At 65.3% G+C, this 22042-nt stretch carries 20 protein-coding genes, 1 other RNA gene and 1 pseudogene; 8 read left to right on the top strand and 14 right to left on the bottom strand.

All coding sequences use genetic code 11. The annotated features are described in order from the left end of the window. Nucleotides 1-6: 6 nt before the first annotated feature. Both dapF and RS84_RS16190 read left to right on the top strand, forming a co-directional pair. The gene (gene dapF / locus RS84_RS16195; RefSeq protein WP_045258781.1) at nt 7-879 is read left to right on the top strand and encodes a diaminopimelate epimerase; all 873 of its coding nucleotides are present in this window, start codon (nt 7-9) and stop codon (nt 877-879) included. A 4-nt stretch (nt 880-883) separates the two neighbouring features. After that, complete coding sequence (locus RS84_RS16190; RefSeq protein ID WP_045258780.1) at nt 884-1543, top strand: HAD family hydrolase; 660 nt, start codon at nt 884-886, stop codon at nt 1541-1543. A 14-nt stretch (nt 1544-1557) separates the two neighbouring features. Here RS84_RS16190 and RS84_RS16185 read toward each other — a convergent pair whose 3' ends face one another. Beyond that, nucleotides 1558-2199, bottom strand: a complete 642-nt coding sequence (locus RS84_RS16185) for a class I SAM-dependent methyltransferase (protein WP_045258779.1) — start codon at nt 2197-2199, stop codon at nt 1558-1560. Nucleotides 2200-2267: 68 nt separating this feature from the next. Between RS84_RS16185 and hflX the strand changes: the two genes are divergently transcribed. Further along, the gene (hflX, locus tag RS84_RS16180; RefSeq protein ID WP_045258778.1) at nt 2268-3779 is read left to right on the top strand and encodes a GTPase HflX; all 1512 of its coding nucleotides are present in this window, start codon (nt 2268-2270) and stop codon (nt 3777-3779) included. Nucleotides 3780-3786: 7 nt separating this feature from the next. Here hflX and RS84_RS19495 read toward each other — a convergent pair whose 3' ends face one another. The 5 genes from RS84_RS19495 to RS84_RS16155 all read right to left on the bottom strand — a co-directional run bounded on the left by RS84_RS19495 (nt 3787) and on the right by RS84_RS16155 (nt 7735). Then, nucleotides 3787-4335 (bottom strand): hypothetical protein, encoded by a 549-nt coding sequence (locus RS84_RS19495; RefSeq protein WP_052676408.1) that lies wholly within the window; start codon nt 4333-4335, stop codon nt 3787-3789. Continuing rightward, entirely contained in the window at nt 4316-5122 is an 807-nt protein-coding gene (locus RS84_RS16170) for a prolipoprotein diacylglyceryl transferase (RefSeq protein WP_082062234.1), read from the bottom strand. Before RS84_RS16170 ends, RS84_RS19495 begins: the two co-directional genes overlap by 20 nt. A gap of 3 nt (nt 5123-5125) precedes the next feature. After that, nucleotides 5126-5356 carry a hypothetical protein gene (locus RS84_RS16165; protein ID WP_235281512.1) on the bottom strand — a complete coding sequence of 77 codons (231 nt, stop codon included), beginning with the start codon at nt 5354-5356 and terminating at the stop codon, nt 5126-5128. 77 nt (nt 5357-5433) lie between these two features. Then, the gene (locus RS84_RS16160; RefSeq protein WP_235281511.1) at nt 5434-7032 is read right to left on the bottom strand and encodes a radical SAM protein; all 1599 of its coding nucleotides are present in this window, start codon (nt 7030-7032) and stop codon (nt 5434-5436) included. Nucleotides 7033-7075: 43 nt separating this feature from the next. Then, nucleotides 7076-7735: an SIMPL domain-containing protein gene (locus RS84_RS16155; protein WP_045258776.1), complete on the bottom strand. Its 660-nt coding sequence runs from the start codon at nt 7733-7735 to the stop codon at nt 7076-7078. 131 nt (nt 7736-7866) lie between these two features. Between RS84_RS16155 and ssrA the strand changes: the two genes are divergently transcribed. Both ssrA and RS84_RS19770 read left to right on the top strand, forming a co-directional pair. After that, nucleotides 7867-8236, top strand: a transfer-messenger RNA (tmRNA) gene (gene ssrA / locus RS84_RS19025). A gap of 33 nt (nt 8237-8269) precedes the next feature. Then, the gene (locus RS84_RS19770) at nt 8270-8626 is read left to right on the top strand and encodes a HEPN domain-containing protein (protein WP_414738823.1); all 357 of its coding nucleotides are present in this window, start codon (nt 8270-8272) and stop codon (nt 8624-8626) included. Between the two features lie 428 nt (nt 8627-9054). Here RS84_RS19770 and RS84_RS19020 read toward each other — a convergent pair. Together RS84_RS19020 and RS84_RS16145 are read right to left on the bottom strand one after the other, a co-directional pair. After that, a pseudogene (locus RS84_RS19020) lies at nt 9055-9641 on the bottom strand (transposase); the annotation flags it as partial. 158 nt (nt 9642-9799) lie between these two features. After that, a complete protein-coding gene (locus RS84_RS16145; RefSeq protein WP_045258775.1) occupies nt 9800-13534 on the bottom strand; it encodes a hypothetical protein in 3735 nt (1244 codons plus the stop codon). Nucleotides 13535-13959: 425 nt separating this feature from the next. On the opposite strand from RS84_RS16145, the gene RS84_RS16140 reads away from it, so the two are divergent. After that, the gene (locus RS84_RS16140) at nt 13960-14229 is read left to right on the top strand and encodes a hypothetical protein (protein WP_235281510.1); all 270 of its coding nucleotides are present in this window, start codon (nt 13960-13962) and stop codon (nt 14227-14229) included. 666 nt (nt 14230-14895) lie between these two features. Here RS84_RS16140 and RS84_RS19235 read toward each other — a convergent pair. The 3 genes from RS84_RS19235 to RS84_RS19635 form a co-directional block, all read right to left on the bottom strand. Next, on the bottom strand, nt 14896-16401 hold the full coding sequence (locus RS84_RS19235) for a hypothetical protein (RefSeq protein ID WP_152641858.1): 1506 nt from the start codon (nt 16399-16401) through the stop codon (nt 14896-14898). 87 nt (nt 16402-16488) lie between these two features. Beyond that, nucleotides 16489-16872, bottom strand: coding sequence for a hypothetical protein (locus RS84_RS16125; RefSeq protein WP_152641857.1), 384 nt, complete (start codon nt 16870-16872; stop codon nt 16489-16491). Between the two features lie 131 nt (nt 16873-17003). Beyond that, on the bottom strand, nt 17004-17126 hold the full coding sequence (locus tag RS84_RS19635) for a hypothetical protein (RefSeq protein WP_268748625.1): 123 nt from the start codon (nt 17124-17126) through the stop codon (nt 17004-17006). 359 nt (nt 17127-17485) lie between these two features. Here RS84_RS19635 and RS84_RS16120 point away from each other — a divergent pair, with 359 nt between their 5' ends. Together RS84_RS16120 and RS84_RS16115 are read left to right on the top strand one after the other, a co-directional pair. Next, a complete protein-coding gene (locus tag RS84_RS16120; protein ID WP_152641856.1) occupies nt 17486-17923 on the top strand; it encodes a hypothetical protein in 438 nt (145 codons plus the stop codon). A gap of 127 nt (nt 17924-18050) precedes the next feature. Beyond that, complete coding sequence (locus RS84_RS16115) at nt 18051-19487, top strand: Nramp family divalent metal transporter (protein ID WP_082062231.1); 1437 nt, start codon at nt 18051-18053, stop codon at nt 19485-19487. A 15-nt stretch (nt 19488-19502) separates the two neighbouring features. Here RS84_RS16115 and RS84_RS16110 read toward each other — a convergent pair whose 3' ends face one another. The 3 genes from RS84_RS16110 to RS84_RS16100 form a co-directional block, all read right to left on the bottom strand. Continuing rightward, entirely contained in the window at nt 19503-20444 is a 942-nt protein-coding gene (locus RS84_RS16110; protein ID WP_045258769.1) for a hypothetical protein, read from the bottom strand. Between the two features lie 76 nt (nt 20445-20520). After that, entirely contained in the window at nt 20521-21090 is a 570-nt protein-coding gene (locus tag RS84_RS16105) for a hypothetical protein (RefSeq protein WP_045258768.1), read from the bottom strand. Nucleotides 21091-21110: 20 nt separating this feature from the next. Then, nucleotides 21111-21908 carry an inositol monophosphatase family protein gene (locus RS84_RS16100; RefSeq protein ID WP_045258767.1) on the bottom strand — a complete coding sequence of 266 codons (798 nt, stop codon included), beginning with the start codon at nt 21906-21908 and terminating at the stop codon, nt 21111-21113. Between the last annotated feature and the right edge of the window lie 134 nt (nt 21909-22042).

Raw genomic sequence — 22042 nt, 5'->3', positions numbered from 1 at the left:
GGCCTCATGGTCGCATTCACCAAAGGGCATGGCACCGGCAACGACTTCGTCATCATCGCCGACCCTGACGGGGCGCTCGATCTGAGCGCCGAGCAGGTCGCGGCCCTCTGCGATCGCCACTTCGGCATCGGCGGCGACGGCATTCTGCGAGTCGTGCGCTCTTCGGCAATCGCCGACGGTGCCGCGGCGCTGGCGGAGGAGCCGGACGCCGAGTGGTTCATGGACTACCGCAACGCCGACGGCTCGATCGCCGAGATGTGCGGCAACGGCATCCGCGTGTTCGCGCACTATCTGGTCCGATCCGGCCTCGCGTCGATCGAGCCGGGATCGACGCTGCCGATCGGCACCCGGGCCGGCGTGCGCGATGTCACGCGCAGCGAGACCGGCTATCAGGTCGATCTCGGTCTGTGGAAACTGTCCGGTGACGACCCTCTGGTCACGGCAGACGGGCTGGCAGTGACTCGCCCAGGGCTCGGCATCGATGTCGGGAATCCGCATGTCGTCGTCGCGCTCGCTTCGGATGCCGAACTGGCCTCGCTCGAACTGTATCGAACGCCGCAGCTCGAGCCCGAGCTGCCCGCCGGCGCGAACATCGAGTTCGTGGTTCCCGGTGAGCCGCTCGTGCGAGACGGGATCGGCCACGTGAAGATGCGGGTCTCCGAGCGCGGTGTCGGCGAGACGCTCAGCTGTGGCACCGGCGTCGCTGCCACCGCACTGGCGGTTCGCTACTGGGCGGGCGAGAAGGCGCCCAACAACTGGCGTGTCGAGGTGCCCGGCGGCACGCTCGGCGTGCGCATGTTCCCTGCAGAAGACGGCGAGCATGTGGCCCTGTCGGGTCCGGCGGCTCTCGTCTTCCACGGCGAGGTCGACCTCGCCTGACGCCGTGCCCGGGTCGATCGAGCTCGTCATCTTCGACTGCGACGGCGTCCTCGTGGACAGCGAGAGACTCTCGGTCGAAGTGGATCGTCATGTGCTGGCGCACTTCGACTGGGACCTGACGCACGAGGAGATTGTTCACCGCTTCGTGGGCCGTTCGGCCGATCACTTCAGAGCGGAGATCGAAGCGCATATCGGTCGAAGGTTGGGCGATGACTGGGAAGAGCCCTTCCAGCACCTCTATCGTGAAGCGTTCGATCGGGAGCTCGTGGCGGTAGACGGCGTGGAGGCGGCACTCGACGCGATTCCCCTGGCGACCTGCGTCGCCTCGAGCGGCTCGCATGAGAAAATCCGCAGAAACCTCGCGCTGACCGGGCTCCTCTCGCGGTTCGACGGCCGCATCTTCAGCGCCGATGACGTCGACGAGGGCAAGCCCGCGCCTGACCTGTTCCTGCACGCGGCCGCCCGCATGGGAGTCGCGCCGTCTCGTTGCGCGGTGGTGGAGGACAGCCGGTTCGGCGTCCGCGCCGCGCGGGCAGCCGGAATGCGCTCCTACGGATACGCCGGCGGGCTCACACCGGCGAAGTGGCTGGAGGGTGAGAACACCGAGGTCTTCAGCGACATGGCCGAGTTGCCTGCACTGCTCGGGGTGGTCGCGGCGGGCTGAACCGCCTGCGTCGGTCAGGAGATCGTGATCGGCTCGGTCTGAGGCGTACCGTGTCTGCGCACCTTGAGCACGCGATACCCCTTGCCAGTGGTGGTGCGGAACACGCTGTATCCGGGCTGGAAGGTCGCTGCGATCCAGCGCTGCAGCGAGTCGGCTCCGAGGTTGCGCTGCACGACCAGCCAGGCGTCGCTGCGCTCGTCCAGCCGCGGGATCCAGTGCTCCAGCATTCCGTGGAGTTCGTTCTTGCCCACCCGGATCGGCGGGTTGGATCGGATCGTGCGGAAGGTCACGTCATCGGGAACATCGTCGGGCAGTGACGCGTTGACGTTAGTGAGCCCGAGAGACGCCGCATTGCGGCGAACCAGATCGAGGGCGCGCTCATTGACGTCGACGGCCCACACGGTCGCGTGCGGGGACGCCAAGGCCATGGACAGCGTGATGGGACCCCATCCGCTGCCGAGGTCGAGGAGATTGCCACCGGGAGGAACGGGCGGCATGTTGGCGAGAAGAACTGCAGTGCCGGCATCCAACCGATCCGGGCTGAAGACGCCGCCAGCGGTGGTGACGTCGAGCTCACGGCCTGCGAGCGACACACGGATCGTGCGCAGGTTCTCGGGGCTTGCCGGGGCCGCAGTGAAGTAATGGTCGGACCCCATACCGTGAGCGTACCGGACAGCGCGGGCTAAGGTTAAGACTCCGCGCAAAAGCCAGAGACAAGGACCGGATGACGGACACCAGCAAACACTCCACCGACGACGAGGCCGTGGAACGCGTTCTCGCGAACGCGGACAGGCGCACCGAGGCGCGCGTGTTCGGGGCCGCCCAGGCGCTGCAGGATGCAGCGACAGCCGGATACGGATCCGGCGACGGAGATCAGTGGGACCTCGAGGATCGGCATGCGCTTCGTCGCGTTCAGGGGCTCTCCACGGAGCTCGAAGACGTCACAGAGGTCGAGTATCGGCAGCTCCGACTCGAGAACGTGGTCCTGGTGGGCGTGTATCCCCAGGGCGCTCAGGAGGATGCAGAGAACTCGCTGCGCGAACTCGCCGCTCTCGCCGAGACGGCCGGCGCTGTCGTGCTCGACGGCGTGCTGCAGCGTCGACCGCATCCGGACGCCGCCACCTACATCGGTAGAGGCAAGGCGCAGGAGCTCAAGGACATCGTCGCGGCGACCGGCGCCGACACGGTCATCGCCGACACCGAGCTGGCGCCGAGCCAGCGACGCGCACTCGAAGACGTCGTCAAGGTGAAGGTCATCGACCGCACCACCGTCATCCTCGACATCTTCAGCCAGCACGCGAAGAGTCGTGAGGGCAAGGCCCAGGTCGAGCTCGCGCAGCTCGAGTATCTGCTTCCGCGCCTGCGCGGCTGGGGTGAGTCGATGAGCCGTCAGGCGGGTGGGCAGGTCGGCGCGGGCGGTGCCGGCATGGGCTCCCGGGGTCCCGGTGAGACGAAGATCGAGCTGGATCGCCGCCGCATCCGCACGAAGATGGCGCTGCTGCGCAAGCAGATCCGCGACTTCGCGCCTGGCCGCGAAGCCAAGCGCGCCGAGCGCAAGCGCAACACGATTCCTTCTGTGGCGATCGCCGGCTACACGAACGCAGGCAAGTCGAGTCTGCTGAACGCCCTCACGAGCGCCGGAGTGCTCGTCGAGAACGCCCTGTTCGCCACGCTCGATGCGACGGTGCGCCGGTCCGAGACTGCGGACGGTCGCGTCTACACGCTGACAGACACCGTCGGGTTCGTGCGCAACCTCCCGCATCAGCTGGTCGAGGCGTTCCGCTCGACGCTCGAAGAGGTCGGCGACGCCGACGTGGTTCTGCACGTCGTCGACGGATCGCACCCCGACCCTGCGGGCCAACTGCAGACCGTGCGCGACGTGATGGGCGATGTGGGCGTGCGCGACATGCCCGAGATCGTGGTGTTCAACAAGGCAGACCTCATCGACGACGACGAGCGCCTGGTTCTGCGAGGCCTAGAGCCCAAGGCGCACTTCGTGTCGTCCCGATCGGGAGAGGGCATCGCCGAGCTCCGTGCAGCGATCGAGGAGGCACTGCCCACGCCCGCGGTCGAGGTGACCGCGGTGATCCCCTACGATCGCGGCGACCTCGTCGCGGCGATCCACGAGACCGGGATGCTGCTGTCGGTCGATCACCGTGAGGACGGCACTGCCGTGCACGCGCGTGTGTCGGAGCGTCTCGCCGCCGAGCTTGCCGAGTTCGCCACGGCCGACTGAGGCCCGTCTACGCGAACAGCAGGCCGGCGCAGGGCCCGAGTACGACCAGCCACGCGGCGGCGGAGATGATCAGGATGCCGACGCCGAAGCCGCGTGTCTTGCGCGCGAAGAGCAGCCCGACGCCGACCAGCAGCGGAATGCCGAAGAACACGAAATAGGCGGCGCCGCCGGCCTGGCTGAGGGCCGACATCGTGCCCATGAACAGGACGAGCGCGACGATGTACGACACGCAGCCGATTCCGCTGCCGATGCCGATCTTCGCACCGTCACCCATCCCCGAGCGCTGTGGAGAGGGCGGATAGGCGTAGCCGTACGGCGGCTGGCCGGGCTGGCCGTACTGCGGCGGCTGGCCGGGCTGGCCCGGCTGGCCGTACTGCGGGGGCTGAGCCGGCGGCGTCTGGCCGTACTGCGGCGCCTGGGCATATTGCGGCGCCTGGCCGTACTGCGGAGGCTGGTTGTACGGCTGCGGCGGGGCCGGTGCAGGCGGGATGACCGGCTCCGGCGGAGACACGGGCTCCGACTCTTCGGGGGTGCCGTCAGGCGGGTTGATGCTCATTCTGTAGCCTCCGGTCGGCAGGGGTGAACGCGCCCTTCCGCCACAACCATACGAGCCGGATGGCGAGAAGCGGGAGAGTCGCGAGCAGGAACAGCTGCGGGCGGGTGAACACGAGCCAGGCGACGTCGTTGCCGCGCACGAACTCGACGAGGAAGCGGAAGACCGCGTAGGCGGCGATGTAGATGGTCAGCGTCTCTCCGCTGCGGATGCCGAGATGACGCAGCCAGAACCACAGCACGGCGAACGCGATCGCGTGGAAGACGATCTCGTACACGAAGCTCGGATGCAGCGGCACCCCCGCGGGCGCACCGACGCGAGCGGCCTGCTCAGGGTTCAGGACGATTCCCCATGACGCGCCCGTGGGTGTGCCGGGGTTCTCCGTGAACAGGCAGCCTAGGCGGCCGATGGCCAGCGCGAGTGCCACTGCCGGTGCGAAAAGGTCGCCGCTGCGTTCGCGATAGCCGACCAATCGCTTGGTGATGTGCACACCCGCCCACGCGCCGACCAGGGCCGACAGGATCGACGCGTTGCCCGAGAGGAGCTGCTCGCCGAGGCTGAGGTTCTTCGAGGGGTCGAGGTGCTGCGCCCAGGTGCCGAGCCGGGCGAAGACAGCGGCCCCGAGGAGCGCACCGAGAACGAGATAGGGGATACGGGGGTCCTTCGCGCCCCGGCGGCGCGCCTCGATCCAGAACACCAAGCCTCCGGCGAGCAGACCGATGCCTTCGAAGAACCCGTGGGTCTCGAGCGGAGGTCCGAAGCCGAGGAGGTCGGGCAGGGTCGGGAACACGGCTTATCCCAGCATCCGCATCCAGAGCAGCACCCAGAACGGGATGGCTGCTGCGGCCAGCGTCGCGAGCACGACCAGATAAGCCAGCACCAGACGGGTGTCTCCCAGGAGGCAGCGCGAGCGCATGACCCCCGCACGTCGCGCCTGCACGTAGGCGACGATCGCCATGGTGGCGAAGCCGAGCAGCGCGATCGGGCCGAGCATGCAGGTGATGAGCGCCACGGTCGCATTCACGCACAGTCTCAGCGGGTCGCGAGTTCCGGGCGGGTCCCCGACGCTCGGATCGCGCTGATTCAACGGCCAGTCGGTCATCAGGCCCCCGTGATGCCCGCCAGCGGGAGCGCTGTGCGCCCCGTCGCCGTCGACAGCTTCTGATCGGTCAGCGGCTTCCACGCCTGCACGGCGCAGAACGGCGCGCACTGGTGCTCGGCAGTGTCTCCGTTGACGGTGGCGACGTGCACGCAGCACTGGGTGAGGCGCTCCTCGATCATCGTGTTGATGTCCATGAACGGCTTGACCGTGATCCGCTTCACCCGCTCACCGAGGAACTGGCGAAGGCGCTTGTGCTGACCCGGCAGAGCAGCGGTCGCGAGCTTCGTGAGCGTGCCGATGCCGAGATCGCACCCGGCGCAGATGTCCTTCCACAGCGAGCCGATGGACGGATGCGACAGCGACGACTGCTCGCTCAGCAGGTCGAGCAGCGACTGCTTGACGCTGTCTTTGAGGGCTCGATTGATGTTGCTGTCCGCGATGCGGTTGGCGATCAGATCCGGGTTGAGATCGAGGAACTCCTTGAGCTGCTCGTGGCCGACGAGAGAGGTGAGCGAACGCCAGGTGTCGGAATCGTCACGCAGCAGATACCCGACAGAGCAGCAGTGCGGGTGGCTGCAGGGGAGGGCGGTGAGATCCCGCCAGGTGACCTCTCCCTCGGTCTGGGGGCCGAGCCGTGCGAGGACTCCGGTGTGCGTCAGCCGGTCCGTCACGTCGATGCCGCTGGATCGCCCTGAGCCGAAAACGGGCTGGATGGTCACGCCGCCGACGTACGGCGTGCTCATCGCGCGTCGGATGACGGCGCCGATCTCGTGGTCGTTGACGCCGAGCGCGGCGGTCATCGTGAGGGTGGTGAAGATGCCCGCGTCCGACAGCCTCGCGAGCGCGCGCTGCTTGAAGTGACGGATGTCCGCGCCGCGGTGGAACCGCGACGTCTCCGGCTCCTCGCCGTCGTACTGCAGGTAGATCTCGACGCGCTCGCGATGCTTCTTCAGCACGGCCAGGAAATCGTCGTCGTTGGCGATGCGCAAGCCGTTGGAGTTGATCAGGATCCGAACCACCGGGCGGGCGACGAGGTGCTCGAGGAGCTGCTCGAGCCAGGGATAGAGCGTCGGCTCTCCGCCGGAGAGCATCAAGACGTCGATGCGGTCGTTCTCCCGTGCCAGTTTCGCATCGACAGACGCGAGCACCTGGTCGAGCGGCGCCACCGCGCTGGCCGCAGGACTGGACTCGGCGAAGCAGGTCGGGCACTTGAGGTTGCAGTGATCGGTGATATCGGCGAGCAGGATGCAGGTGTGCTGCGTCTGCATCTCGGGAAGGCCGTCGAGATACGCTTCCGGGACCGGAGCGAAGTTGCCGGAGACATCGGGGGAGTGCACCTTGGTGGGGGCCGTCCACTGCTCCAGATAGCGGAGGATCTCGGAGGACTCGTCGTAGAGAGTGCGCTGAAGGCCGTGCTCGCGGCATCCGCGCTCGAGCCAGATCGTGCCGTCGCGATCGGCCAGCCAGCCCGACAGCCGCTTGACCTCCGACAGGGGGCGGTCGGGGTCGGCCTCGTGACACGCAGGGCAGAACGCGTTGACATACCGATGGATCCGGTAATCGCGAAGAGGCATTCCGGTCATGGTCGGCTGGGACATGCTCCGAAGCTAGCAGGCGGGTCGTCGAACGCGAGTGCGACGCTCAGCGCGCGGCGAAGCGCGCTTCCACCGTCGCGGAGACCACGATCTCCTCGGGCTCGTACTCCATCGATGGAGCCGAATCCGCGGAGAACGCCCTCGCGCCTCGGGCCTTCATCATGGGAGCCGGTGGCTGACCGCTGGAGATCAGCCCCGCATCGGCGATCTCGATCGGCGTCATCTCCCCGAGCCCGAGCGCGCCGGCATACGCCTGGGCGCGGCTCACTGCGACACCGACCGCGGCGGCGGCGACCTCACGTTCGATTCTCGCCGCCGTCTCTGCCGTGAGGTGCCAGTCGACGGCTCCGACCTCGACGCCGTCCCAGGACGAGATGTCGGAGATCCAGATCGACAGCTCGGATGCTTCGTCGAACGTCGCCGTGAAGTCGATGCTCGCGTAGTACACAGGGGCGAGCCGCTTGCCGTCCGCGTTCCACGGGCGTTCGGCGCGGACGGAGAAGTTCCGGCTGCTCCATTCCCGAACGGTTCCCGTCTCCTTGCGCGCGCTCAGGCTCGCGCGCAGCGGCTCGGCGAGGCGCATCGCGGCATCGACGGTGGTGGCGCGCTCGGGGCCCTCGGCACGTACGGAGACCCGGACCGTCGCGCGCTCCGGCGCCACCCGCTCTTCGTGCTCGCCGCGGACCGTGATCGTGACTTCGCTCATGACGGCGACTCTACGCCGAGGTGCGGGAATGGCGGAGCATCTCGAATCGTTGTAGTCTGTGAGGCTCGGGTGCACAGCATCCGATTGGCAATTCCACAGTGCGACAGCGGCTCCTTCGAGAGAAGGACCACGGGGCTGATCGGTTTCGACAGCGCCTGTGAATCCACGAGAAGCGGGCCGAGGATGCAGGGTTATCTCGTGAACGCTCCCTGCAAAACAATAAGTGCCGAAACCAAGCGCACTGACTTCGCCCTCGCTGCCTAAGCGAGCCCGATAGTCCGTCAGGCCGTATGTGATTCCGATACGGATCCTGGCGTCATCTAGGAATCTTGCTGTGTGACGGCGTCTGGACGTCACACGGGACTCTTGCCAGGCTGGGCTTGTCGACTTAGGTGTCTGTGACAAAGGTCGGAGCCGAGTAGAACGTCTGCACAGACTGCGCCCGGAGAAGGCGTGGAGACTCAGCGTTGGACGGGGGTTCGATTCCCCCCAGCTCCACCACAAGCCGTTGTCACACTGAAAGTCCGCGGAAACATGCGGAAGTTGCTACCGCTGGGGACCAGATTGAGGCTTAACAACGAGGCTCAATCTGGTCCCGGTGCTGTACTGTCTCGCCATGAGGGACGACGCGAAGCTGAAGCAGCGAAGGGGCACGCCTGGCCTACGGCGGACGACGAGGAGGAACGCTCGTGGTTGTGCGCGAAGATCCGCAACGGACCTACGTATCGGGACCGTCTCAGTGAGCTCGCCTCAACACCGGACGAGTTTGCGCGGGCGACGGTCATCGACGATGTCAACCTGTGGGTGAAAAACCTAGTGCGTGCACGCAACGCGTTGGCGCACACCAGCAATTTCGAAGGGGACGCGAACATCTTCGATCTTGAGCAGTAGACAGTGGGATTGCTCACGTTGGTGATGATGCACCGGTTGGGGTTTCCATCACAGGCGCAGCAGCGAGCCGCACGACGTCTTCGATGGCCCGCATGACGGAGGAGCACTGAGGGCGCGCCACGTCGCCTCATGTGCCACGCAGACGAGGACAACAAGCTCCGTCTCGCTCTCGTCTCGGGCACGATGATGATGTGTGCCGGGACTGGCGATATAGGCAAAGGGGTTGGGATGAGTTGGTTCGACAAGCTGTTCGGTCGTCGAGTGACCTTGCCCGGAGTTCGCGCCGTGGTGGCTGCCCGTTGACGGTCTGAGAACTACACCGAGCCACCATCGATCTTGCAGTAACGGGTGACGGGCGGCGTCGCGGTGCACCGCGCGTGAACTAGTTGAATGCTTGCAAAGAGACGCCACTGCAAAGTGACTCGTCGCGTTCCAGAGTGTAGGTGGGGTCTGAATCCTCCGGCTTTGACGAGGGATCTCGCGACACCGTTCGTGAAGTTGCGGAAGCCGAGCGCTGAACCGCGGAGGTGCTCGAGGCGGCCGTTGATGGCCTCAGTTTGTCCGTTGCTGGTGCCGGGTCGGTCGAAGAACGCGAGGATGTCGGTGGCGCGCTGCTTCAACGTCCGGCCGAGCCTGCAGATGTCGACGAGCGTTGCTGGGACGTTGTTGGTCATGGTGTCGATCACCGCCTGCATGAGCTGTCTCCCGAGCTTCTTGTCGGGTTCGCGGTCGGCGACGATCATGCGCTGGCGAACAGCGGCTGCAGTCGCATGATCTGCGTGTCTGTGAGGAGATCGTCCCCGGCGAGGCGGACGCCATGGAACGGGTCCATCACGGCGACCGCTGTCGAGAGCTCTTCCGTGGCGGCGGTCTTGAACCCGGTGAACCCGTCCATCGCCACGCGCTCGCTCCCGTCCCGCTACGGGTTCGGCCGCCCGGCGAGCCACTGCTTGAACACGGCCTTCGAGCGTCCCTCGATCATGTCCAGCAGCCGTGCGGGTCTTGTCTCGTCGCGGTTCAGCGCATCGCCGACCTCGAGGCCGACCGCGATTCGCGCCAGCAGGCTCTGTACGCGTACTTCGTCGCGAGCGCGCGAGGAGCCTTCGCCAACGGTGATCCCTATCAATCGTGTGGTGCGGAAAGCTGGCGGGCTATGAGCTGGTGGGCTTGGCGTTACTGTAGGCGCGCAACGTATCTGATTCCTAGACGCTTGAAGTTCTCTTCCCTAACGTGCTTGACCGTGTTGCCTACAAACCGATTTAGGACCTCGTGATGTGGGGTGTTGTGTGGGAAGTTCGGTCTTCCGCTACCCCCGCTGGCAACGCGAGCGTAATCCCCTCCAAGGCCAATGAGGATCTGACGAGCGTCGTCAAGGTCGACCAGCGTCTCGCTGTTAGCTAGGAGCGCCACAATCTGCTCGTGCCAGGCACCTGCTTGATGCAGCGCTGTTATGCGTGCGGGGCGAAGGCGCCATCCTTGGGATACAAGCACGGATGCGATTGCGCGCGCCTCGGCTCGGGTCGCCGTCGTCAGAAGTGACGGGAGACCGGTGACGACGGCATTCCGGGCCTTCTGCCCCGGAATGCTGCTACGCAAGAACGACGCGATCCAGCGAGCCGGCAAGATCGCTGGGGCAACGAAGCTGGAGAACTGCTTCGATGATTTGATGGTTCGCTCGAGCGTGGGCCAGTCGACCATAAGCGCGGTGCCGAACGCGCTCGCGTCGTCCTCCAACAGTCGCGCGGTAAGAAGCCGCGCGACGAGATCGCCGCTCTCGGGAGTGAGGGAAGACGGATCCAACTTGCCGGTTTCCAGCGTCGACACGGTGCGCACACGAGCGAGAGTTGAGGGGATGACATCCTTCGCCTGCAGGATGGAATGCGCCAGTTTTACCCGCGTCGCAGCCTCAAGGTTCGTGGGCTCCAAGATCTTGCGAGGGGTCAGCAACTTGGCGAGATGTTCATCGACACCATACTGCTCTACGTACGCAGCGACGTTAACCGCTGATGGCACCACCCTCTGGGCCCGAACGATCTCAGGCCAGGCATCAACCTCGAACGCGGAGAGGTCTGGTACCTGCAGCGGAAGCGTCGCTGCGAAGACCGCTGGGAGCTTCTCGGGGTCCACCGCGTGTACGTCTTGGATCAGCGATACGAGCTGCGCGACGTTTTTCACCGTCGCGACGGACTGTGACTTGGATTGCGCCAAAGCCGCGTAGTCTGCCACGTTTTGCAGAATGTGGTCGTAGAGGTCGCGATTGGTTCGACGTAGAGTGGCGAGATCGATATTCCCGCTAGGCACGAAGGTGCGGAGGTTGACCATGGTCACGGGGAACAGGCCGAGCGATAGCACGGCGTCCCGGGCGGCGGACGAGAGTGGAGTCAGATCGGGGATCTGGATCCCGTAACCGTCGAGCAGACCGACGACGAACGCAGCATGTGCCGTCGAGGCGGGAGTCGAGAAGCTCGTGAGCCGCCGATAGTTCTCGGCGATGAACGCTGCAACGGGCGGGCTGGACGCCTGACTATCTTCCCGGATTTCTGCAAGCACAGCATCGAGAATGTCTAGGCGGGAGTCGTCGGCGATGGCAGTCGATGTCGCCGCATAGTGGGTTACATCCCGCCAATGGGGAACCATCGTCGCGAGGAGCGGGCCGGGAGAACCGCCCTGAGCCATGTAGGCATCGAGGAACTCAAGCCTCGCGTCTCCCATCTGTCCGAGTTGCTGACCTACTCGAGCAGCTGCCGCGGGGCGTTCCCGCAGCAGATAGTCGACGAAGTCGATGTTAAGGACGCTCGCATCATTGAAGAGATCGGATCGGTCGTTCTTGTCAGCCTTCTGTTCACGGAGAATCTGCTGAACGTCGCGCTTGCTGAGCGGATAGTTGGTATCGGGCACGCCGGGGCCGATGCATCGGTAGATGTACTCCCGCGCGGCCTTGCTGAGATGCTTCCCGTAGTAGTTCGACGCGTACAGGGCAAAGTGGGACGTAATGTACCCGTCGCGTACGAGCTCACGTGACATCTCGGACAGCAAGATGGCGGAGACAAGGTCTGCGAAGCTGGCTTCCGTTCTTCCACCTAGAATCACCCGCAAGCGGGCTTCCTCCTCGGCTGTGAGATTCAATTCGTCAGCGGGGATCGTCAAGTCTGGTCGTGCATGCAGTTGCGCCCAAGTGTGATGCCGCAACAGTGCGACTGTTTCAACGAGGTGGCGCTCCTGGCTCTCCGCGAGCTTTCTGTCCTGCGTAGCCCAGTCAGCCGGGTTGACGGGTGTTTCTAGGAGACGCGTCAAGCTCTCGGTAGAGAATGTGAGGGCCGTCGATGTACCGTTGCTGCGGTTCAGGCTCAGCACGAGTTCGTCGTTCTCAGCGACCGATGCCCACCCGGATGGCGTCGTGATGACGTCCTCGAGCTCAGGGTCCAAGGCCACCGTGAGGGTGCCCGGAACTGATTCGTCGAGGACTTCCCGAATTACATGAAGACGTTCTCCGAGGGTGCGAGCTCGCTCTTCGGCGGTCGGCGTTGGACGGCTAGCCGTTCGATACTCGGCGAGTCGTTTGGTCGCCAGGGGAAGCGCTCGCGCGACGAGAGCGCGCCATGCGACGTATAAGTGGTCTAAGGAGCTTTCGCGGTGCCTGATGCTCTCGTAGTCCGACAGATGTGTGTTCTTGAACAGCACAATGGCGAAGACCAGGTTGTCGTTGATGTCCGGAAGGGCACGCTTTGCGACAACGAGTTCCTGGCGGTACACCTCGAACTCGTTGCGAACGTTGTGAATCATTCGCATGTCGGCGACGTGCCTCGCGGCCAGTCGGATCAACGCCGGCTTGATCTTGAACTCCGGACTCTTCATCGCTTTCGACATCACGTCTCGCGCGTTGTCGGGGCTGATGAACGGCACGACAGGAATGACCACGTCAAAGAACTTGGTGCGGCTGGCTCGCTTCAGTGCCTCCTTGGCGCGGTCGGAGAGCTGCGCGCTAACGTCCATCTCGGGCACTTCCGCGCCGATCTTCTCGAACACGCTGTCGCGGATCGCGTAGACGAAGACGATTCGTCGCTTGACCTGATGAGACTCGTTCAACAGATTATTGAGCGCACGTAGGGTGTCGAAGATCTCGGCGTCTTCGAACCGGTCGATGTCCTCGATGAGTACGAGCGTCGTCCCAGTCGCCTCAAAGAAGTAGACGATCTCGTCTAGATATGCGTCGAAGTACGTGTCTGATTTCTTAGCCAGCGTCACGGTCGTAATCGCCGCGTTCACCGAAGCGCTCATGAGCGGTCGCGAGCGCACGACGAGGACAGCAAGCCATGTCGCGCCCACGATGAGCGTCGTCGCTACCGCATACGCGAGAGCGTGGCGCCACCACCCATCGAACCAGCCGGTGATTAGGGGATGCAGTGGGCCAAGAGCGAAGAGGATCAACGCAATGCTCAGCCCGATGACTAGGGCGCTTCGCAGTCCACGGAAGCGGGGCGGCACGCTCGCGCGGTGGAACCGCGTTCGCGGAACTTCTCGCACTGCGGTTCGGTATAGGAGCTGCTTGACGATCTCCTTCTGAATCAGGTTCACCTGTGAAGTTGGTGACGCGGCATCGTCATCGTCAGGTTCGCCCCGCGGAGCGATAGTGGAGAGCGCGAGGGTTACGGTCTGATCCCGATACCTGGGGTGTTCCTTGAGATGCTCAAGAACGCTGCTCTTACCAGTCCCGTAAGCACCAGTGAGCGCGATATTTCGACTGCCGTTGTGAGCGATTGCCCGCTCGAGAAGGTCGAAATACAGCTGGTGACGAGAGGGATCGAACATCGGCGCCAGGCTGCCCAAGCGCAGGGTCTGCCCAGTTCGGAGGGGCGCACCGTCGGCACGGTCATCATCGGCTGATGTCGAGATGAGGTTCTCTGGCATGGCGACATCGTATTCTCAGTACGGCTTGCCGAATGGCAATGGGTGTGCGACTCGTCCGTGACGACGTATGTGACCAGTGGTAGCTGTGGTGTACGTGCCAGCCATCTTCGGCCTTGAAAACATCGAACACCATCGCGTTACCCGCCTGAAACGGCCAGCCGTCCAGGCCGCGATGTCTTTCGTGCGGCGCGGACCAGATCGAATTGAGCAACCGTGTCGGGGTATCGGAGACCCGCCAACGGCGCCCGGCGAGCACCATCCGAGAGGGAATGTCGTCAACCATCCATATGGTGGCGGGAGGGGAAGCGGCGGCAGCGAGCATGGACTAACCGTAGAACAAACGTTCGAATATTGCTAGACGTTAGTTCAGGCCGGAAAGAGGAGCCGGCGTGGGGTCGAGCAAGAGGTTGGCGGCGTATTAGGACATGCGCGCGCAGCACCGCGCGATCCTCGCCGCCGCCCGCGCCGGACCGCTGCCGTCATTGACGGATCGCGAGCTTGGTCTGCGCGAGCATCCCGTCACGATCTATCCGTATCTGTTCGTGCCTGTACGTGCCTGGGTGCGATTCGGGCTGGAGGCGATCCGCGTCTATGCGAAGCTCGTCCGGTCCACGCCGCTCGCTGCAGGCGTGGAGTTCCGGGCGGAGGAGCAGACGTTCGTTGCTGGGTGTGGGGGAACGCGGTCGAGCGGGTGACTAATGGCTAGCGGGACCGGACTCCAGCCGCCGTTGGTCAGAGCAGGTCTCAGTTCCTGTCGACGCTCGGCACCATCGAGGAGCGCACCTCGTCCGACGACACCACGGGTGTGGAAGGACACGTGAGTGGTTGGCGTGACGAGCACGTTCACTCAACCGTTCACTGGCCGCGTTGTGCGTCCCGGCACGGCAGCTCTGACCAAGCGGAGTACGGGCCGGCGGTCCTCGCCACGGCGCGGAGGATCTCCCGCCGGCTTCAGTCCGGGGTGGCGCCACGAACAACACAGGGGCTGACCGGCTGGAGATGACGAGGGAGTTACGAGCTCTCCTCGTGTACCGCCCAGCTGACGCCATACTTCGCGCGGTCGACTTGGCGCGACCATTCGTCGGTCACCTTGCTCAGTAGAGTCGAGCCTGATTCTGTTCCGCTGAACCAGGTGAGCGCGAGGTCTAAGCAGTGTTGGGAGGTGCTCTCGGCATAGTCGCGCACGCTTCCGAGCGTGGCCGGCGCGAGTGGCAGTCCGTGGTTCACCGCGTTTCGGACTCTACGGTGCCGTGCGCGCAATAGCGCGGCGTCCTCACGCGCTTGACGAAGTAGACGCTGTTCTCGCGTCGGGTCGGTGGATATGAGAATGCCCTCTTCGAAGTCGGCCCGCTGACAGGGCGTCATCGTGAGGGAGCGTATCTGCTCTTGGTGAGCGACCATGTTCGCGATGCTAACGATGTGCCGACCGTTGTCGTAACGAGAACGGCCCGCTCAAGCTCTTCGCGATGCTCGCGTTGCTCGATAACCCAACTATGTTCGAACGGCGACAAGAGCAACCTCGAGACTCGGTGGCCTGCGAGCCGATGGGCGTAGCCCAGCTCCATGGCTTCAGCGAGGCGGTCGGCGCGCACCTCCAACACGGATGCAATGAGCTCCATCGCATGATCCTCGAGCGCCGTTGCGAACCGCGGACTGACTGGGCGCGCGCCGTAGAACCGCACGTCTCGGTGATCTGTCATCCGGGCTTCGCGGAGACAGTTCAGAACCTCGATCAAAGGTTCCGGCATGGGAGCGTTGCGCAGAGCAGGGCCCAGCTGGCTCTCGATCTCATGGAGGATCTCGCCGGTTGCTCCGACCCCATAACTATCTTCGAACGTTGGGTGTTCAACCCGGATTGGGCCGACAGACTGCGTGCGCACACGCCCGTCCAGCAGTAGCGCGGAGGTGCCGGTGTCGCGCCAGCCGACCCCGCCCAACGTCACCGGTACCGCGAGGAGAGCATGAATGAGTCGTCGAGCGTCTTCGGTGGCTCCGGCGGCGTGGCGTTCCCCAAGCTCAACCCGCACGAGAGCGAGACGGTAGTTCGGGTCCGTCGACATCTGATGAAGGCCATTCAACCAGCGAACCTGTTCGCGGATCTCGCGCAGTTCGTCTCGCTCAGGAAAATCCTCACCGTTGTCGTCGAACGCGTTCGGGACCGCCCATTCCGGACGCAGGACGATGACGGAGCCAAGGTCTGTGCGCATCCCCCATGCCGTCGCACGTGAGTACACGGCCCATACGACCGCTTTCCCGGTCGGAGATGCGGTGAGCATCTCGCGAGCTAGGCGCACGCGCGCGGCCTCATCGAACGGCTGTGGAAGATTCAGGTCCCTCCACGTCGATAGTTCCTTCTCCGAGGCGACGAGCATGTCTGCGGCGTCCCGCAGGGGTGAGAAGTGAGATGTCGCCTCTGCGCCAAGTTGTGAAGCGATGAGTTCTGCCAGTTGCCGCAATCGCAGGCTGCCTGCCGCTGGGTTCTTTGCTTCCTCACATAGGTCTTCGAATGCCGAGGTGATGGCTGCCTCCGACCTCCACCTGACAACGAACTCGGATGATGCGAGAACTTGCTTCTGTCGGTCCTCTTCTTGATGCACTGCATCGAACGAGGCGTCGATGTGGCTGCGGAGTCGCGGTCCCAGGGTTTCGCGTTGCGCCGTGAGTTCGTGACGTAGGGACTCGCGGTTCACGAGCACGGCTCTTGACTTCGTCCATGAGGATGGTGCGGTTGACTGAGCGTATGCGCCAAGTTCGGAGACCGCCTCCGCCAGGGTGTAGGGGGCGGTCTGTCGGCGTGGGTGGGGGAGCGCGTCGGCCACAGCGACCATCCAGTCGCTGACCGCCGCACCAGGCCTCGCGCTTGCCACGGAATCATCCTCGCTCACCCCTGCGCTCGGTGCGAAGCTACACGCCAGCTTCACTCCCTTTTCGGCGTGAAGATGAGGCGGTCCAGATCAGCTGCTCCAGGCCCATGCATCGTCGCGGGCCTCAAGGAGCACATCCTCGAGTTCGCCGGCGGCTAGCTGCTCGATGGCGCTCGGCAGCTCGCCGCCGTCCTCATCGTCGAGTCGCGTGTTCAGCCACTGCGCCCACGTCCACCTCCCGCGCGTCCCGGTGTTCAGGACCTGAAGCACTTGAGGAAGCCCTTCCACCAGGCGTCCGTCTCGAACTTGGAACGCCGGGTAGAGCAACACATCGTCATCGGTCAGCAGCTCGAGAACCCTGAGCGACGAAGCTGCTTCGGACACCTCGTTCTCCGCCCACCCGAGAGCGCGCGCCAGGGAGGCACGGGTGTAACAAGGCCCGATGATGTACGCCCAGTGGTTCATGCCGGTCATCGTCCTGCCGCCTCGCGGATCTGGCGGAGCGACGGCGTCTCGATGCGCAGCGTGCGCAACACGGGGGTTCTTCTATGCCCGCGCGAGATATGGATAACTGCGCCGTGGGCACACTTTGGGCGTACCCTGGATCAGGCCGTGAGTCCGAACTGCTCTAGAGCCGCTGTTGCTGTCGCCTGCCCGCGCGCGTTCATCAGTTCGGCGACGCTGTCGAGATCGTCGTCGAAGAGGTCGGCGTAGGTGTCGAGGGTCATCGCCGCGGACTTGTGCCCGAGCACTAGTAGAGGCGCTTTGGGAAGTATCCGGAGCGCCGGAGGGATATGTCAAGTTCGACGACGCCGCTAACCAACTGGAGCGCGCGCGAAGCGCCAGGGACGTATTCGCCAAACGAGGTTCGCCAGGCTCTCGGGATAGAGGGCGCCGACCGCATCGGATCAGCGCCCTCGATCCGAGTGACTCGGGTTCGCTCTGAGGTTGCGTCGGCAACCTCGAAACGAACATCGGCGTGATTGGGTCGCTAGGCGTTGGTCAAGAGGCTCTGAGCTCGCGCACTTGACCGTCCGTGGGGTGTGCCTGGGGCGATGTTCAGCGACTCAGCCAGTAGGCTCGCAGAATGGATTCGGCTCTGCCCTTCGACCAGGCCACGTGGGCGGCGAACCAGAGAGTAGCCAGGCGACGACGTGCGATGTGGATCGTGCTCATCATCACGGCCGTGCTACTGGCGTTGTTCTATGGCGGACGCGTCGCTTGGCTGACCATGATGGCAACGGAAGGCGATGTCCCACCGGCGTCCTCGGTTCCGCTGCCGGAGGGTGCGGAGATTCTTGGCGATAGCACCGGCTGCGGAAGCGGAGGATGCTCGGTGACCTTCACCGTGCGGCCACCCGCGGGACAGTCGCCGGAAGCCCTCGCGGAAGAGATGGGCGCAACCCCACAGATGTCTGTACCCGGCACCTTCTGGGATCCTCGCACCGTTTGGGTGTCTGCGCGACCAGCGGGCAGCGTCCTGAACCTCGTCGTCGACTATTGGTCCACGGAGTGGGTTCCCTAAGGTTCAGAGCCCGCCAAGCCAGGGGCACGAGACGCCGAAACCCGTGTGCTGGGGTGCGTCCAGAAGACCGTCCTTCGGGGCGGTCTTCTGCTGTATACGGGGCTTGGGGCACGGCGCAAGCCCCTCGATGCGCTCGGCCTCGTCTGGCACGCTGATGCAGCGGTTCGCCGAACGAAGGGGAGGACGTCAGATGTCTCGACCGATTGAGGAATCGCAGCCACCCGCGTCAGATGAACAGCCCGGTGTGGGAGACGGACAGCCGGATCCTCAGCGACCGCGTAATCCCGTCGTCCGGTTCCTGCGCGTTCTGGGCCCAGGACTCGTCACCGGCGCGGCAGATGATGATCCGTCGGGCGTGGCGACCTATTCTCAGGCGGGTGCCACGTTCAGCAACGGCCTCTTGTGGACGGTGCCACTGTCGCTGCCGCTGATGATGGCGGTGCAGGAGATCTGCGACCGGATGGCGCTCGCCTCCGGGGACAGTCTCGGAAGGCTCATCCGGCGCCGCTTCAGCAAGGGCGTCGGCATGACGGTCGGCGTACTCGTGGTGGCGCTCATCGCGGCGAACTGCCTGAACCTCGCGGCGGATCTCAACGCGATCGGGCAGGGGATGCAGCTGCTGCACGCGGGCCCGGCCTGGCTGTGGAGCATCATCGCCGGGGCGTCGATCCTGGTGACGGTCATGCTCGGGTCGTTCGAGCTCATCGGCAAGATCTTCAAGTGGCTGTGCCTGGTCCTCCTGGTGTACGTGGGGGTGCTGTTCGCAACCCATGTCGACTGGGGGAGCGTGGGCACCGGCCTGATCGGCATGCAGTTCGAGTTCACGCCCGCGTACCTCGGCCTGGCTGTCGGAGTGCTCGGCACGACGATCTCTCCGTACATGTTCTTCTGGCAGTCGGCGCAGCGCGTGGAGGAGATGCGCGAGGAGAGGAGGGGCGGTGACGAGGCGCCGCCCCTCGACGCGCGCCCCGCCGGAGAAGCTCGCCGTCGCCTGCGGAACGGACGGATCGATGTCTTCACCGGCATGGCCTTCAGCGTCATCATCATGTTCGCGATCGTCGCCTCATCGGCCGCGACCCTCGGCGCGCACCACAAGACCGTCTCCAGCGCCGCTGAGGCTGCAAAGGCCCTCGAGCCGATCGCGGGCGACTTCGCGGGTGTGCTCTTCGCACTGGGTTTCATCGGCTCCGGGATGCTCGCCGTCCCGGTGCTCGCAGCGTCGGGGGCGGCCGGCCTCTCTGCGCTGCTGAACAAGAACTGGGGCCTCGAGCGCTCGCCGAGGAAGGCGCCCTTCTTCTACGTCCTGCTCGGGGTGGGCATGATCGGCGGCACACTCCTCTCCGTGGCCGACACCGATCCGATCGGGCTCCTGGTGCTCAGCGCCATCGTCAACGGGATAGCCGCGGGGCCGTTCCTGATCATCCTCATGCTGATCTCCCGCGACAGGGAGATCATGGGCGAGTACCGCAACGGAAAGCTCGCCGCCACGATCGGATGGTTCACGACCGCGCTGATGTGCGTGGCGGGCGCCTACGGCGTCTGGTACACGATCACCGGGGGATGAGCGCTCGCGCCCTGGTCATTCGCCGAACGTGTAATCGATCTTGAGGAACACATCGACCTCGGCATCCGCCGGCAGATCCTCGACGTCGACCTCGTCGTCGCTCCAGGCAGAATCGAGCCCGCATGAGACCGTGAGCGTCCCCGCGCTCGCCGGGAAGTCGACGAGGTCGTAGCAGACCCCGACGATCTTGTCGTCGACGAAGACCGCCGCGTACACCTCGGTGTACTCCGCAGATGTTGACAGCGTCGACGCGAGGTCCGCCTCGACATAGCCGTCGCCGGTGCGCGCTTCGCTGATGGTCGCGCCTCCGGTGATGGCAGGGTCGATCCACTCGATGTCCAGCTGCTCGATCGTGAAGTGGTCGAGGTCATCGATATCCGTGAGGAAGCCCGCGTCCAGCATCGAGGTCTGATCGGGGAGGAGATAGAAGATGTCCAGCGTCCGATCGATGACGCGGCCATCGGCATCGTACGCGGTGATGTCGAACGACGTCTTGGCCACCTGGTTGCTGCTCGTGTTCGTCACGAGGGCGTACAGCGTGGGGACGCCGGTTCCCGTCGATAGCGCGAAGTGGTGCACGCGGAGGTCGGAGAAGACCCGAACGGGGAATCCCTGGACGGTGGCGTCAGCGTCGGTGGTGGCCGTGCCGGTGGTGGTCGACGTGGGAGCGGGGCTCGACTCAGGTGCGGACGTCGAGCCTCCACCGAGCAGCAGCATCGCGGTCGTGGCTCCGAGTCCGAGCGTCGCCAGGAGCAGTACGGAGCACGCGATCGCGAGGGCGATGACCGCCGTGTTGCGCCTGCGTGGAGCCGGCGCGTCGGCCGGTGCAGCCTGAGGGGGCGTCTGCTGCGGCAGAGGCACGGCGGGTTCGGCCGGAGTGAGCGGGGGCGCGAAGACGGGCGGTGCGAGCGGCACTCGCTGCTGCAGCGGATCCGGTCGCGGCTCGTCCGTCGTCATGCGTGCGTTCCCCCCTGCGATTGCCATCGCGCATCGATGCGCTGACCGGAAGCTTACCGTCGGAGGGCGGGTGGCCTCAGCGGGCCCAGTCGATGAGGATCAGCCCCTGCTTTGTGTCGGAGAGCTTCACCCAGCCGTCGCCGAACAGGTACGTCATGCCGTAGCCCTCCTCGTCGGTGCCGAGCGAGAACTGCGGATCCTCGGTGAAGTAGCTTCCCTCCGGGCCGTTCTCGCGGAGCCACCCGCTCTCGAGCAGCGACGCCTGTGCGGCGGCCGCATCCTCATCGGAGATCTCCGCCCAGCCGTAGAGCTGGCCGTGATCCGTGGCGACCGAGTAGTCGGCCCAGAAGCACAGCATCCCCTCGGGCAGCGCGATGTCGCCGATGACGAAGTCCTGCTGCTTCGGCGTCCACCCGATCGACGTCAGCGCCTCGACGGTGCCGTCGGTGATGATCGTGTCGCACGCCGGCTCGTCGGTGCTCGCCACGGGTGCCTGGGTCTGCACGGGTTGCACGGTGGGTTCGGGCGTGTTCGCCGGCGCCGTGTCCGCCGGCGTCGGTGCCGCCTGCGGTGCGCCGGAGCACGCCGTCAGCGCGGCGGCGAGGAGCAGCCCGGAGAGGGCGGCGACGGGGGTGCGGGGAGTCATCTCGGATCTCGAGGCCTGTGTCAGTCGTGCAGGAGGGCGAGGAACGCATCGTGGAGGATGCCGTTGCTTGCGAGTGTCGACTGGGCGGAGATCGTCTCGGCGCCGTCGAAGGAGGTCATCCGGCCGCCGGCTTCCCGGACGATCGGGACCGCCGCGGCGATGTCGTATTCCTTGACGCCGAACTCGGCGACCATCTCGAGGCGACCCTCCGCGAGCATCATGTACGCGAAGACGTCGCCGTACGCGCGGTCGCGCCAGACGCGGCCCGCGAGTGCGAGCAGATGATCGAGGTGTCCCGACTCGGACCACTGTGCGATGCTCTGGAAGCTCACGCTCGCGTCGTCGAGGGTGGACACGGATGAGGTGCTCAGACGCCGCGGCCCGGTATCCGTCGCGGTCCACGCTCCGCCGCCCGTCGTAGCCCACCAGCGACGACCGAGGGCCGGCATGCTGACGACGCCGACCTGCGGGACGCCGTCGATAGCGAGGGCGATCATGGTGCCCCACAGCGGCACGCCGCGAAGGAAGTTGGCAGTCCCGTCGATGGGATCGATGATCCACTGCCGCTGGGCGCCGCCTTGAGATCCGAACTCCTCGCCGAAGATGCCGTCGTCGGGGCGCTCGGCCTCGATGATCGCCCGGATCGCCCGTTCGGTGGCCAGATCGGCATCGGTGACGTGGGAGTTGTCGGCCTTCGTCGAGATGCGCAGGTCCGGGCTGTCGAAGCGGGCGAGCGACTGCTCGTCGGCCGCGTCGGCGAGCCGCAGAGCGAGGGCGAGGTCGGGGGAGAGATCGTCGGCGCGGGGGGAGGCGGTCACGGCACCAAGGATAGCCGTCGGATCTGAGCGCCGTCTGGGGCGGCGACATGCTGCGACACGCGCGGGGAGAGCGAAGGCCGGGCCTCGATTTCGCATGCGGCCCAACCGCTGGTAATGTAATTCCTCGGCCGGGG

The organism is Microbacterium hydrocarbonoxydans (genome assembly GCF_000956475.1).
Taxonomy (GTDB): domain Bacteria; phylum Actinomycetota; class Actinomycetes; order Actinomycetales; family Microbacteriaceae; genus Microbacterium; species Microbacterium hydrocarbonoxydans_A.
This window is presented reverse-complemented; position numbering and strand designations above follow the sequence as displayed.